Source organism: Paenibacillus sp. NPDC101420 (assembly GCF_050277435.1).
Lineage (GTDB): Bacteria > Bacillota > Bacilli > Paenibacillales > Paenibacillaceae > Paenibacillus_AQ.
In genome coordinates, this window is the sequence record NZ_JBNNSE010000009.1 from 77,303 (window position 1) to 91,275 (window position 13,973).

The window sequence follows — 13,973 nt, forward strand, 5'->3', positions numbered from 1 at the left end:
TTTTTGTTAGGTGATCAGGGGGACAAATGTTAGCACGTCTTTGTAAACGAGCATATCGATAGGGAAACGGCATATGAGTTTGATAGAAAAAAAGGTTATCCGTAATACCTCATGTAGGCATTAACGGGATAACCTTTTGCTGGTAATTTAATTTAATGGGATCGAATAAAACAGTCGGGATCCTTTGTTGTTGGTATACCATACAATTTTGTCGCCGCTAACAATAGGGCTGCTTTCTGATAGTACAAAGTTCTTAATCGTTTGGATACCGCCAGTGGTTGCACCCTCTCCATTTATAAGAACATATTTCAGGTCACCCGGATGATTCTCTTTATCAAACTCCTGCCACAGCACCATCATTTTGTCGTCTGTGATTTTTACTAGTTTAGGAATGGAAGCGATCTGGTTCGTACCAACATATTTAGCCAAGGTGATGTGGTTCACTGCTGTGCTAGACAGGTTGGCTTTTGGTAGAACACTAAGAACGATATCTCTCTGATCCTTCTCCAGTCCCACCATCTCATAAGACGTATATTCTTTGACAAGCGAATGGTCAATCGTATTCATAGCGACAACATAGTTCGCCGAAGACATCTCAAACCCGCCTATAGAAACGCCTGTGGTGTTCGCTCCGATTTTGCCGGGAATATTAAACAGGTCTACCTCGTTATAGCTGGTTCCATTTCCTTTATTCAGCACAATCGAACGAGGATAGGCATCACCATGATCCACTAGAACATGCGTAGCACCATCAAACAATACATATTGATCAAAAGAGTGGCTGACATGATTCTTCTGGAATCTTCCCAGATCATTCGTCACGGTCATTGTTTGGGTATTCACGATAATGGTCAGCTGCGATTGATGATTTAGTTTATCTTCTGTCGTGTACCTTGTACGTGAAGTGTGGAATACAAGCGTATCACCAGTCTCGGCCATACTACCAGAGCCAGAATCAAAAGGGCTAACCGTATAACTCTCGCCACCCTTAATGGAGACACTATCTACTCTATTGAAGCTTTTATCATAACGGACAATACGAATCACTTCTTTGCTATCATTCTCTTCGCGATTCTCTTGTCCAAAAGCAATATAGTTATACTTCTCCCCACTATAGAAACCACCAAATATCGGAAGCTCAAAAGGGATACTCTTATTTCCAGTTAGTTCAAACTTCTCATTATATGATTCAATCGTAACTTCCTTATTCACCTCAAGGACACTTTCAGTCCCGTCATTATTATTCACGAGATAGGAAGTGGCCGTACTTTTCCATCTGGGAAAATAAGAAGATACAGCGTTACTTTCGGTTTTCACCGCCGTCTTTACCCGGTAAGCATGATCTGGAACTTTTGAGAACAAGGATATGCGATCAGACTGAACGTCATATTCGATATCGAATGGAATTTTCCCCGCCAAATCTCGCAACTGAACATAGTTATTCTCGTCAATATTGTACGCCGTAATCGACTGTAGCTGTCCGTTCACTATCACTTTAGAGGTCGACAGCGTAGCTGAATAATTTCTATTGCGACTATAGTAGTTGCTGCTAGCTTTCTTTTCGGGAGTATAGGCTTGCCCGGTTATGATCTCTATCGCATTGTTTGCTTTATTCCAAGTGATATCAAATTGACTGGCTGTTCCCGAGAAATACTCCGCTACATCGCGCAGCCGGAAATAATTGTTGTTCGAGATATTGAATCCGTTCAGATCCCTTTGTTCTCCGTCAAAATATGTACTGCTCTCGGTTACCTTAGCCTTCACCGTACTGCTCGCAAAGGTTGTAGTGCCTAGTGCTGGTATAACCAGTAATACAATTAGCAAAACACTAAAAATCCTCTTCATCCAACTTTTCCCCCATTTATATATAAATAAAAATACTATAATTTTTATCGGTATTTTATTCCTATTCCTCCACCACATAACTTACAAACGCCAAGCGCTTACTATCCGGAGACCACGAATTCACGTTAATCGTACCTTGTCCTCCAAACAATTGTACTAGTGTGCGATAATCTCCTCCCGTGCTTGCCATCAATCGAATCTCAACATCCTTATTCGCAGGGTGATCGCCAGGATCTACATCTCCTTTGCGGTAACTCAGGTAGGCTATCGTCTGACCATCTGGCGATACATGCGGGAACCAGTTATTACTCTCATCAAAAGTCATCTGTGTTTGCTCAGTGCCATCGGCATTCATTCGCCATATCTGCATCAGCCCTGTACGCACCGAGTTGAACCATATATGTCCACCATCTGGTGAATATTCAGGCCCATCATCCAGCCCAGGCGAATCCGTCAGTTGTACCTCTACTCCCCCGTCTACTGGAATGGTATAAATATCATACTGACCATTGCGCTCTGCACAGTAAGCTAACTCAGCACCGTTTGGAGACCAACCATGTAAATAGCTTGGAGCATTCGGTGTAACTAGAACCGGTTCGCCACCCTCCATGGGAAGAATATATATACGAGATTTACCATCTTCTTTCGTATGGTGACTAATTGCGATTTTAGTGTTGTCAAAAGACAGAACATGATCGTTATTACATTCCGCAGCAAATCCCGAGTCAATTTGAACAAGCTCACAGGTTGCGATGTCGAACGAATAGAGACAACCTCGACTATTATAAATAAGATGCTTACCATCGCTAGTCCAATTGGGTGCCTCGATTAAATAATCAAATGAGCGGAGCGCAGTACGTTCCCCAGTATGTACATCTACGATTTCTAATGTGCTAATCACTTTCATTGTCCTCTCTCCCATCGTTAAAATATGTACATAACCCACTTCGACAGCTATTCTTAATCCCCTTTCTTCTGGTCATACTATTGTATAAGAAAAAAGATCCGCCTCGAAGAGTTCACTCCTCAAGGCAGATCCATACTCATCTTATAAACGTCCAGCCGCTTTTACTTTTACCAGCAAGGCATTGCCCGGCAAGTATGCAATCGGAATATCCTCAGACAATACGATCTGAACGGTATTGCGATCTGCACCGGCTAGAACAGCTTGCTCTATTGCATGGCTGCGGGCATCTTCCTTAGCTTCATCATAAGACATTTCGTCCAGGGAATAAATGCGCTCTGTCTCCCCGCTCACCTCACCTAACGCAGCGCCAATCGCATTCGCAGCATCATAGTGATCCGGTCTCACAATCCGTGATACACCTTCAAGCTTGTCTGCCACAAGAATACTTCCGCCACCGACCAAAATGACGTCAACAGGATCTGAGCTTGTCTTCATCCGATCAATCGCTTCCTCGATATCCCGCGTAATGATCTCATCTGCTCTCTTGCAGATCGATTCATCAAGTACCTCTGTCTGCGCATCTTTCCACTCGTATCGATTAAGCTTCACCGCCACATCGGTTGCTGTGAGCGTATCACCACCAAAGATGAGGCCGCGCTTCAATAGCTCGTACCCCACGCTATCCGGACCCACTGTTACCTGATCCTGCGTTTCATCTAAGTGAACGATTGTACCGCCGCCGATCCCGATCGATAAGATATCCGGCATGCGGAAGTTCGTGCGAATGCCGCCAATCTCAACCGCAGCGGAGGATTGACGCGGGAAGCCTTGCATCAAGACGCCGATATCTGTCGTGGTGCCACCGATATCAACAACCAGTGCATCATTCAGACCTGACAAGTGTGCCGCACCCCGAATGGAATTCGTCGGACCGCAAGCAATCGTCAGAATCGGGTAACGAAGCGCATATTCACTGTACATCAGTGTTCCATCGTTCTGACAGATGTATAGGCTCGCGTCAATTCCATAAGTGTGAAGCGCCTCTTCGAAGCCCTTTACGACTCCAGCAATGACGTTAAGTAATGCGCCGTTCAGCAACGACGCGTTCTCACGCTCGAGCAATCCAATACTTCCAATCTCATGAGATAACGTCACAGGCATATCTGCGCCAAGTACTTGCTTTGCTAGTTCTTCGACACGTTTCTCCTGCGAGGTATTCACTGGGGAGAACACACCACAGATCGCAACCGCTTCGACTTCACCCTTCATTTTCAAAAAGCAGTCTAGAATCTCTTCTTCATCCATTTCAACAATCGTGCGGCCATCATACTCATATCCACCATGAACAACATAAGCATGTGGGCAAACCGTTGCCTTAAGTGTATCGTCCCAATCCGCAAGTGGAGGAACCGCAGTTGTTGCCGGTGCCCCGATTCGAATCAAGCCGACTTTCCCCAAGTGCTTGCGCTCTACAATAGCATTCGTACAGTGCGTAGTTCCGAGCATTGCATAACGAATCTGCGCCGGATTCACACTACTCTCTGCTAACAAACGACGGATGGATTCAGTAATGCCTTCATTCACATCACGTGTGGTATGCACTTTTATCGTATGAATGGTGTTTAACTTGGAGTCGAGCAAGGCTGCATCTGTATTGGTCCCGCCGACATCAATCCCAATGCGGTATATTTCTTCCATGTTGTCTACATTCGTATGAGACATTACTCTGCTCCCCCTTTCTCTGCTGCCAATTGTTCAATTGGAACATAAGGTGCATCATAGCCAAAATATTGTGGACCTACCGTCTCGAGGCCCTTTGGTGAACGCCATTTCGGATCACAAGGGAAACCAACCACACTCACCCGGGCACCGTATTTCAAATTCTCAGTCGTGATTGGCATACCGGTATCCTGGTCAAGCACAGAGATCAGGTCAGGAGTAATAGCAATTGAATGTCCATCTTCTGTGGCAAGAAGGAACTCATTCTGGAAGAACAAAGTCATCGTACGTCCCTTTTTAGCATCTGTACCTTCGAAGATCGCTTCACCGCGTGTAAATCCGCCTTCTGTACGACGGCGAATGTCTACTGCCTTCCCCTGGAACAACGCATATCCATTCAGCTGCTTCAGCAGCATTTCAATTGGATTCTGCTTCAATTCCTTGGACTCGAACAATGTTTTTCCGATTTCATACGCAAGCGTCAAGGTATGTGGAATTGCACTTTGCTTTACCTGCGCTCCAGTTACCGGATAATCACAAATCGAAGCTGATCCGCCCATTTGAATCGTAACCGCACGCGCCATCCGCTCTTCCCAAACACCGTCGATTGCATGCATAAGCACACCGTTGCCGCGTTCATCTGCCATCGTAATCGGACTGCAGTCAATACCGTCCAAGTAGAATGTCACCATTTGCGATTCTGGAAAAGCCCGTCCCATGGCATCCGCATCTACGATAGGAATATTGCGTTCCGCAGCCGTAATTACGGGAACCAGAGAGTTACCGCCACCGACCTCAATCGGCATAATGGCGCTCACCTTGCGTCCAAGCTCTTTCTCAATCATATCCAAAGGCTTGATCATTTGCTGAATCGAAGGAATCTTCTCATTCATAACCGTAGGTGCGCCAATCATGGATATAGGAACAACCAATGCATCGTCCTCCAGATCCTCAGGACTTAATAAACGAACAGGACCATATTTGCGAATGGCTTCCATCGCCATCAATTTACCAATATGCGGGTCACCGCCCCCGCCTGTTCCAAGAACGGCTGCACCAACAGCAATGTATTGCACCGCTTGTTCATTTAATTCTGTTAGTTTGTGATTTCTCATGTTGTTATCCCTTCTTTGTCATGATTTTGCCGACAATCCACTGCACGATAAAGGCGAACATAAACGCATCTAATGCCGGTACGCTCGTGATTTGGAACCATCCAAATCCATCTGGCGCTGCGGTTGTCATAAAAGCGAACAACGTAGCTGCAACCCACACCGCTAAGGAGCGAATCACCCAGTTCTTATTGCGATCCAGACCTTCAAAAGTGAATTTCTTTCGATCTACAAGCAAAAATTCGGACGTGTAGATCCCCCCGATTGGAGAGACAAACACCGTAATAATATTTAGGAAAGATAAAAACTTATCATAGATGCCAAGTACGGCAAGCAACGTAGCAAAGATACCTGCCACAATAGTAATTAGCTTTTTCGGAACCTTTTGGAACACAACAGAGAACCCTAGCGAAGCAGAATATAAATTGTTCGTGTTTGTCGTCCATTGGGCAAGGGTTAAGACGATAATGGCTGGAAGACCAAGTCCTAGCGCAATGAAAATATTCGTCAGATCATCTGTGTCCATAATTCGAGATAGGAAAATAGCTACAATCGTCATGAAGCTGTTACCCACAAAAAAGCCGATAAAGGCCGCTGTTATAGCATGCTTCGGTGTGCGCGCCCAACGAGCGATATCCGGTGAAAGCACCGTGCCGACAATAAAGATACCAATAACAAGCGAGATCGCTGTCCCCATCGGGATCGCTGCTCCGCTAATCGGTTCCCACACGGCTGAAGCTCCTTTGGTGTGGAACGCGGAATAAATAGCCACTCCGATAAACAAAATAAGCAATGGTACGGACCAGGTGCTTAGTCGTTCAATAGATTGATATCCCCAAATAGCTGTCGACATCATCAGAAGCCCACCTATGAATGAAAGCACCCCTAAGGACAGATGAATATCCCATAATTGACTAAAAGCAGTCTGCATATTCGAAGCGAAGAACCCGACCTGCACCCCAAACCAACCGAGTGAGAAAATACCGAGGATAACCGCTACGACACGTGCACCCACATTTCCGAATAGAAACCGAGAGATCATCGATGTCGATAACCCTGTTTTCGCCCCTACATACGCACATAACGCTCCGATCACCCCTAGGATTAACGAACCGATTATGGTTGCTGTGAGTGAATCCGTCAGATTCATTCCATTGCCAAGCTGAGCACCCAAGAACATCGCTGATAGGTCAATCCCGATGGCGATCCAGACGAGCGACATAGATAGCCATTTTTTACGCAAATGCGCTGGAACCGGCTCTCTCTCAAAATCCCCCGAGCTAAGCTCGTTCCCCTTTACTTCACTTACTTCTGCCATTCTCCCCATCCCCTTGTTGTTATCTTCTTCTGTAGCGCTATGAGGACGCACCCTTCCAATACATTTCAAACGCATGGTTTAGCTTACGCTCATAAATTCCTTTAGAAGTGTAATAGAAATACTGCATGCTTAATCCATCCATCAAGTTGAGAAAAGCATCTGTGAGAAGCTGCACGGATTGATCGCGAATTACGCCCTCTTCCATCCCTTTTGAGATGAATTGTTCAATGATCTTCGTCAGCATCGCGTCGGACTCTAGGAATGCTTCCTCAATCGTTTCCTTTAAGAATGCCGGTGGGAAGACCACATACCTCAGCACAATTTTGCTTGCTTCAGGACTCTTCTGATAGAACTCATACTGTCTAGACAATATGCCTCGTAGACTTTCCTGGGCACTCAGTACTTTCTGTTCTTCCGACAGCTCTTGAATATAAGTGTTATAGGACTGCATAGCCTCACGAAAGACCGTCATAAACAAATCCTCTTTATTCTCAAAAAAGGCATAGATCGCCGGAGTCTTCACGCCAACTTCCTTCGTAATTTCAGAGAGAGCCGTACCCTCGTAACCCTTCTCTCCGAATAGTCGCATCGCTACTTCTTTCAACTTGTTTTTGGTCAAGACATTCCACATCCCTTACTTACTTAATTAACGTTAATTAAAAAACACTATACATCTCTATGCATAATAATTCAATAGTTTTCATAAAAAATAAACCTCAATACATGCAAAAAAGCCGACCAACGTCAGGATAATTCCTGAATTATGATCAGCTGAGCGGTGAAATGGGTTAACTTTAAATGCATAAACGTGCTTGGGTTAATGTAATCTTTCATCAAACATGAGTTGAATTTGAATACCAAAGGGATCTTCAATGATACCGTAGGCTTTACTAAACACATTACTAGATAAAGGAGCAATAATTTTTACGCGCTCATCCGTGATTAAGCTTTTATAGAAACCTTCAATTTCCTCTAAGTCAGCACTTTGAATACATAATGAAGTGTTATTACCCACTGTATATTTCTCATTCGTATTCATTGTATCTTCTGCTATCATTATTTTTGTTTTTCCGATTAACAGGACAGAGTGAGTAATATAATTCTTATTTTCATCCGTAAGCTGTATGGAGCTGTCACGTTCTGCTAGTTGTTGATAGGTAACACGTAACAATTCCTCTGCATTAAAATGCTTTTTGTAAAATTCTATAGCTTCCTTGGCTCTTCCCTTCATCGATAAGAAAATAGCTACTTCTAGTGTTGTACTCATAGTGTAAATCTCCTTCGTATATTTGATATGTGATCTTAAACTTATTATCATATATAAAGGTATCAAAACATGACACCTTAATAAGGAGCTTTTTATATGAAGAAATCAGAACGCTTAAATGACATGATGAGATACTTAAACGGGCGAGAGTTTTTCAATCTAAGTGACCTTATGGAGAAATACAATATTTCAAAAAGCACAGCGCTACGTGATGTTACTTCATTAGAACAATTGGGTATGCCTATTTTCGCGGAACATGGAAGACACGGACGTTATGGTATTTTGAAAAATAGATTGTTATCCCCTATTATTTTCACGATAGATGAAGTCTATGCACTGTACTTTGCTATGCTGACGCTAGAATCTTATCAATCTACACCTTTTCATTTAAGTGTTAACAAGCTAAACGAAAAGTTCGAGCACTGTCTATCGAGTACACAAATCAACCAGATTCATAAAATGAAAAAGGTTCTACAATTCGAAATGTATCAGCATAAGCATGTCAGTCGTTTTTTAGATAAAATCCTGGCAAGTATTCTAAATGAATGTGCCTGTAACATTGAATACACAAAAAATAACGAGACAAAAAGCTACCCTGTACAATTCTTCAGAATTTCCGCGAAGTTTGGTCAATGGTATGCTACTGGAATAGAGTTAAATACGAATACATATAGAGTGTTTAGATGCGATCGAATAACCTTCATTGAAGAAGAGGAAAGCTCAGCCCGCTATTCTATAGAAGAACTTCTTAGTCGTTCCTTAGAATTTTATCAATCCGAGAACAGTATTCACTTTGAAATTGAGATTGCGGAGCAAGCCAAAGATATTTTTTATAAAGAGCATTACCCCTCTATGAAAATAGAAGCTGGCCCGAAAACAGTCATAAAAGGATTCTATAATCCAGGCGAAGAAGAATTTCTAGCTAATTATTTCATGCGTTATGGTCAATATGTTAGAGCGGTGAAGCCTGAAGGCTTGAAACAAATGATTCAGGATAAGCTAGAGCAACTCTTAAGCCACTATCAGAAATTATAAAGCTACTCAAAAGTGGTAAAAAACACATCTTGAAGAATGGCCTTAGCTTTCTTAAGATTGCGTGTATCAAGTTGGTTAAGCATATCTACGATTTGACTCATTTCATCGATTTCCATTGCCTCATGAGATTCTCCAGCATTTAATGGTACTTCTTCAGCAACCGATTCCGGATAAACCCATGATGCTTCTAAAGTATCCTCGAACGCTTGGTTCAGAAATAACAATTCATCTGTGTTATATCTCTGTAGAAACCGATTTATCCCTTTATTCATCTCCTTATGTAGTGCTTGATGCAAATCGAATATTTCTTTTCCAAGAGGTGTTGTAAGAAACAGCACTTCTTTTTTATTATCGGGGAGAAACTCCGTGCGAATAATTTGCTGCAGAACTAATTTTCTAGTGATTTTGGACACGCTACCTTTCGGAATTCCGAAATGCTTCGAAATGGTAGTGCCATTCACCGGCTCAAGCTGTCCAATTGCATCGATTACATGCAGCATCATGACTGTGGAGTCTTGGAGGAAATCAATGATAAGAGGATTACTACAGTTCTGAATCAACCACGCCTTCTCTTCATCATCCTCCGATTGAAATCGCTTTTGTAATTGGGGAATCATATCTATCAATTTTTTTATCATAATATCCTTATTAGGTAAGTTCTCGAAAGAATGCGTCACTGTTAAGTCTCCTCGTAAATTCATCTTATGCTCATTTTAACAAGACACAGCTCATAAATAAAGTTTCCTAGAAATAATATTGACAACAAGGAAACTTAAAACGTATTATTGTTTCCATAGTTAATATTTTATTTCTAGGAAACAATAAAAAGAAGAGAAGGTATTTATATGAATGTCTTAGTTATTTTTGATCATCCATACGGAGCATCAGCGTCCGAGAATATCCCCCATCAGCGAAGCTATTCCGCAGCCTTATTAGCCTCCGTAATGCGAGGTCTTACCACCAAAGGTCATACGATTGATCTTATCGATCTGCATGCCGATGGATTTAATCCAGTCATGTCGCGCGAAGAACTTGCTGCTTGGCGACAAAAGAAAACCACCGACCCCCTAGTCGCCAATTATCAGCAGCGGCTTATGGCAGCAGATCATATCGTCTTCCTATTCCCCATTTGGTGGGAGGCCATGCCCGCTCTCACCAAAGGCTTTCTTGATAAGGTATTCGCAAAAGGTATTGTCTACGAGGAAATTAAACCTGGAAGGCCCTTCAAATGCTTGCTCACGAATCTTAAAGGAGTGTCACTGCTGACCGTAATGAACACGCCCGACTTCTTTTATCGCTGGATTTTTGGCAACCCCATCACCAAAATTCTGTTCAGAGGAACCTTCCGCAAAATGGGAATACGGAAGAACCTCCGTTGGTATAATTATGCCGGGATGTCAGATCGCAGCTTAGAAGAACGGGTGAAGCATCTTAATAAAACAGAACAACGTTTTGCACGACTAGAGTAGATTAGATTACTGAAGCTGGGACTGATTTCGAGAGCTGAACCTCGGATTTGTTCGCCTCCCTGAGCACCAGCAATCCGATGAATAAGGATACAACACCAATAATGATCAGCAGTGCTCCCAGCTCCTGACTGTAGGCTGTTAACGCCACATCCCGAAAAGCCATCCCGCGTATAAGACGATTAAGCCAGTTCATCGGCAATGCCCAAGCGGAAATTTGAAAAAACTCCGGAAACGCTAATGGGCTCAATTGGATTCCAGTGGCAAGAAACGACGGATACAATACGAAATTAGTTCGTAAATTAACTTTGGATACGTCTTTGGCAGTATAACCAATCAACAGGCCCATAAGTGACAGAGCAAAGGCATACACAAACAGCGGAATAATAAAAAGATAAGGCTCTGCTTCAAAGCGCATTCCCCCCACCTGCTTTAACAAGCCATAACACAGGAGCAGCGAGATCGTTGATAAAACAGCGTAAGGTACACTACGAACCCAAATCTGCCAAGGAGACTTCCCGTTTGCAAAAAGTTTCCCCTCCTGCCGTAAGCGAGGGGCAATTGAACCTGCTGCGCTTGTTGTAATCATCAGTACCACAATATTCACAAATCCAATGACCATAAAGCTCACATAACTTGTGGTCGGATTAAACAACATCCGCTGCTGCAGGGACAACGGCGAAGCAAGCCCTTTAGAGGTTTCGGCATCCAACCCTTTCTGAATCAAACGGGTCATAGAAAGAGTCATATTTTCCGTCTGGATGACTTCCTGAATCGCAGTTCGGATGCCGGTTAGACCTGATGGCATGGTGTTATCCATTAAGATGCCGAGATTCGTTGATATCCCCTGCTGCTGATGTTGCCCTAACTCTTTGGGAAGGGTGATGACCGCGACAGCTTGCTCATTTGCCAATAATGTTTCTGGATTTAGGCGACTGGAGTATACATTAGTTACCTTCATATATGGAGAAGCATTTATTTTAGAGATCAGCTGTCGTGAATACGAGCTGTGATCCTCATCAATGACTACAATATGCGATTCGCTGATTTGATTCTTCGAGAACATCAAGCCAAAAAATATAGCCGCGATAAGCGGACCAATAAAAATCAGGCGTAAATACTTACTGCCCGCCACGTACTTCCACTCATCAATCAGTGACTTCATCGAGCTTCACCTCCGCTGTCATCCCCGGAAGCAAATCAGCATTCGCATCCATAGCTATACGGACAAGAAACATGCTTAAATCGGCTTGCCCTTTTTCACGTGACATGCGTAAGCTCGCAAATTGAGGGGCGGCTGCAATGGAAGTAACGACACCCGTCACCTCGGCTGGGCGGTCCAAATACGGAAAATGAACGTCAATACTTTGATTCACCTTTAGCTTTTGGATTTCGCTCTCCTGTATGTAAAGGTCTGTATAAAAGTTGTTTTTTTGCAAAACCGCCATTGGCATTCCTAGCTGTATTTGATCTCCCGGGTTCACAACAATCCTGTTGACCGATCCGTCCTCCGGCGCGAGTACATCTGTTTCTCCTTCTTCAGCGGATTTAACCTTGAACAATACCTCTCCCTGTTTTATAGAATCACCTACAGCCACACTGACCTCTACAATTGACCCTGGACTGTTCTGATAAAATATAGTCTTTTGCTCTGCATCAAGAATCCCTTGTTTCCTGCTCTCAGCTTGACTGACAGCATCCTTTCCTTTTATAGCAAGTAGCGAACCTCCAACGATTAACGCAATCGCAATTCCAATATATAAACCTGCTTTTATCTTCATTTCCCACTCTCTCCCCTTACCATTTTTTTAGCCGTATTTTCGGCAGCCTCCATAATCACTTCTCCCAATGTGGGATGAGGGTGAATGGTCATCGCCAAATCCTCTACAGTTGCTCCCATCTCAATGGCAAGGGCAAGCTCCGACACCAGTGTAGATGCTTCTACTCCAACAATTTGGGCACCCATAACGATTCCCGAGGTTGGGTCCGCTACAATTTTGACGAACCCTTCCGTTTCCCTCAAGGCCAATGCTCTCCCGTTAATCCCAAAAGAAGATTTGCCAATAACCAGCGGGATGCCTTTTGCCTTTGCTTCTGTTTCACTTAAGCCAACACTGGCCAGCTCTGGATCAGAAAAAACAACAAGCGGAATGGCTCTATAATCAACCTCGGAGGAAAGACCTGCAATGGCTTCTGCCGCAATTTTAGCTTCATAGGACGCCTTATGAGCAAGGGCTGGACCCGACGTAATATCCCCAATTGCAAAAATATTCGGGATAGCCGTTCTGCACTGTTCATCTGTCTCAAGGAACCCCCTGCTCGTCACTGGCAAACCTATACGGTCCAGCCCTAAATTGCCGTCTGTATTTGGTTTTCTGCCGACAGTGACTAACACATATTCCGCTGTCACATGCAGCTGCTCCTGATTTTTCAAATAATGCAGTGTGATGGCGTCTGCACTCTGCACTACGTTCACAGCTGTCGCTCCGGTAATCATCTTAATCCCATCAGCTTTCAGCTGCCTTCCAACAGGGCTCACAAGCTCCGCCTCAAATCCAGGCAGCACTTGATCTCCTCCCTCCAGAATCGTTACCTTTGTTCCAAATTTGGCATACATTTGCCCCAGCTCAACGCCTATATATCCACCGCCAATAACTACTAGGCTAGTTGGAACTTCACGGAGCGACAGAGCTTCTGTCGAAGACAAAACACGTCCGCCAACTGGAAAGGCTTGCAGCTCAATCGGACGTGATCCTGTGGCTAAGATGGCATTTTTAAAAGAAATGCTTTGCTCTTGTCCAGACTGACTGATAATAGCGGTATGCTCATCGACCAATCTGGCCTCCCCTTCCAAAATGCTCACACCTGCAGTCTTTAATAAATAGCCAACTCCACCTGCCTGCTTATTCACAATTCCTTGCTTGAAATCCTGAGCATTCTTAAATGAAACTGCCGCATCCGCAGAGCTGAACGGTCTAAGCAACTCGTAACGATGGGATTCAGCAATTAATGCTTTGGAGGGAATACACCCAACATTAGTGCAGACCCCACCTAGCTGATTGCGTTCAACAATCGCCGTTCTCATTCCAAGTTGTGAAGATCGCAGCGCCGCCACATACCCACCCGGACCTGATCCAATGACCAACGTTTCTACGAACTCAAGATTCCCCATCTCCTGATACCTCCTGTACCTGCTATTTTAAATATGATGATCGTAATATATTATTACCATCATATTTTAAAACCGTCAACAACCGTGTTTATCCTTTCATAAGCAGACAGTGCTCAGAATCGTTAAATTGAC

General features: G+C 43.7%; 13 protein-coding genes. 2 read left to right on the forward strand and 11 right to left on the reverse strand.

Annotation, left to right across the window (positions count from 1 at the left end):
• Window positions 1-147 precede the first annotated feature (147 nt).
• The 7 genes from ACQKMP_RS27080 to ACQKMP_RS27110 all read right to left on the reverse strand — a co-directional run bounded on the left by ACQKMP_RS27080 (window position 148) and on the right by ACQKMP_RS27110 (window position 8,168).
• On the reverse strand, window positions 148-1,845 hold the full coding sequence (locus ACQKMP_RS27080; RefSeq protein WP_427471998.1) for a hypothetical protein: 1,698 nt from the start codon (window positions 1,843-1,845) through the stop codon (window positions 148-150).
• A gap of 61 nt (window positions 1,846-1,906) precedes the next feature.
• Window positions 1,907-2,752 carry a TolB family protein gene (locus ACQKMP_RS27085; RefSeq protein WP_339268773.1) on the reverse strand — a complete coding sequence of 282 codons (846 nt, stop codon included), beginning with the start codon at window positions 2,750-2,752 and terminating at the stop codon, window positions 1,907-1,909.
• 141 nt (window positions 2,753-2,893) lie between these two features.
• A complete protein-coding gene (locus tag ACQKMP_RS27090; protein WP_427472000.1) occupies window positions 2,894-4,474 on the reverse strand; it encodes a hydantoinase/oxoprolinase N-terminal domain-containing protein in 1,581 nt (526 codons plus the stop codon).
• The gene (locus ACQKMP_RS27095; RefSeq protein ID WP_076300296.1) at window positions 4,474-5,586 is read right to left on the reverse strand and encodes a DUF917 domain-containing protein; all 1,113 of its coding nucleotides are present in this window, start codon (window positions 5,584-5,586) and stop codon (window positions 4,474-4,476) included. The genes ACQKMP_RS27090 and ACQKMP_RS27095 overlap by 1 nt, the downstream gene beginning before the upstream one ends.
• A gap of 4 nt (window positions 5,587-5,590) precedes the next feature.
• The gene (locus ACQKMP_RS27100; protein ID WP_076286137.1) at window positions 5,591-6,901 is read right to left on the reverse strand and encodes a cytosine permease; all 1,311 of its coding nucleotides are present in this window, start codon (window positions 6,899-6,901) and stop codon (window positions 5,591-5,593) included.
• A 37-nt stretch (window positions 6,902-6,938) separates the two neighbouring features.
• Window positions 6,939-7,520, reverse strand: coding sequence for a TetR/AcrR family transcriptional regulator (locus ACQKMP_RS27105; RefSeq protein WP_042184917.1), 582 nt, complete (start codon window positions 7,518-7,520; stop codon window positions 6,939-6,941).
• A 198-nt stretch (window positions 7,521-7,718) separates the two neighbouring features.
• A complete protein-coding gene (locus ACQKMP_RS27110; RefSeq protein WP_379425881.1) occupies window positions 7,719-8,168 on the reverse strand; it encodes a VOC family protein in 450 nt (149 codons plus the stop codon).
• A gap of 96 nt (window positions 8,169-8,264) precedes the next feature.
• Between ACQKMP_RS27110 and ACQKMP_RS27115 the strand changes: the two genes are divergently transcribed.
• Window positions 8,265-9,203: a helix-turn-helix transcriptional regulator gene (locus tag ACQKMP_RS27115; protein WP_379425879.1), complete on the forward strand. Its 939-nt coding sequence runs from the start codon at window positions 8,265-8,267 to the stop codon at window positions 9,201-9,203.
• 2 nt (window positions 9,204-9,205) lie between these two features.
• Here the strand turns inward: ACQKMP_RS27115 and ACQKMP_RS27120 are convergent, their stop codons facing one another.
• On the reverse strand, window positions 9,206-9,880 hold the full coding sequence (locus ACQKMP_RS27120; protein WP_427472005.1) for a MarR family transcriptional regulator: 675 nt from the start codon (window positions 9,878-9,880) through the stop codon (window positions 9,206-9,208).
• 168 nt (window positions 9,881-10,048) lie between these two features.
• On the opposite strand from ACQKMP_RS27120, the gene ACQKMP_RS27125 reads away from it, so the two are divergent.
• Window positions 10,049-10,672 carry an NAD(P)H-dependent oxidoreductase gene (locus ACQKMP_RS27125; protein WP_042184911.1) on the forward strand — a complete coding sequence of 208 codons (624 nt, stop codon included), beginning with the start codon at window positions 10,049-10,051 and terminating at the stop codon, window positions 10,670-10,672.
• Between the two features lies 1 nt (window position 10,673).
• Here ACQKMP_RS27125 and ACQKMP_RS27130 read toward each other — a convergent pair whose 3' ends face one another.
• Genes ACQKMP_RS27130 through lpdA form a run of 3 tightly spaced genes read right to left on the reverse strand, consistent with a single transcriptional unit; the run spans window position 10,674 to window position 13,841 of the window.
• Window positions 10,674-11,834 carry an ABC transporter permease gene (locus tag ACQKMP_RS27130; protein WP_427472007.1) on the reverse strand — a complete coding sequence of 387 codons (1,161 nt, stop codon included), beginning with the start codon at window positions 11,832-11,834 and terminating at the stop codon, window positions 10,674-10,676.
• Entirely contained in the window at window positions 11,818-12,450 is a 633-nt protein-coding gene (locus tag ACQKMP_RS27135) for an HlyD family efflux transporter periplasmic adaptor subunit (RefSeq protein ID WP_427472009.1), read from the reverse strand. Before ACQKMP_RS27135 ends, ACQKMP_RS27130 begins: the two co-directional genes overlap by 17 nt.
• Entirely contained in the window at window positions 12,447-13,841 is a 1,395-nt protein-coding gene (lpdA, locus tag ACQKMP_RS27140; protein ID WP_427472011.1) for a dihydrolipoyl dehydrogenase, read from the reverse strand. The genes ACQKMP_RS27135 and lpdA overlap by 4 nt, the downstream gene beginning before the upstream one ends.
• Between the last annotated feature and the right edge of the window lie 132 nt (window positions 13,842-13,973).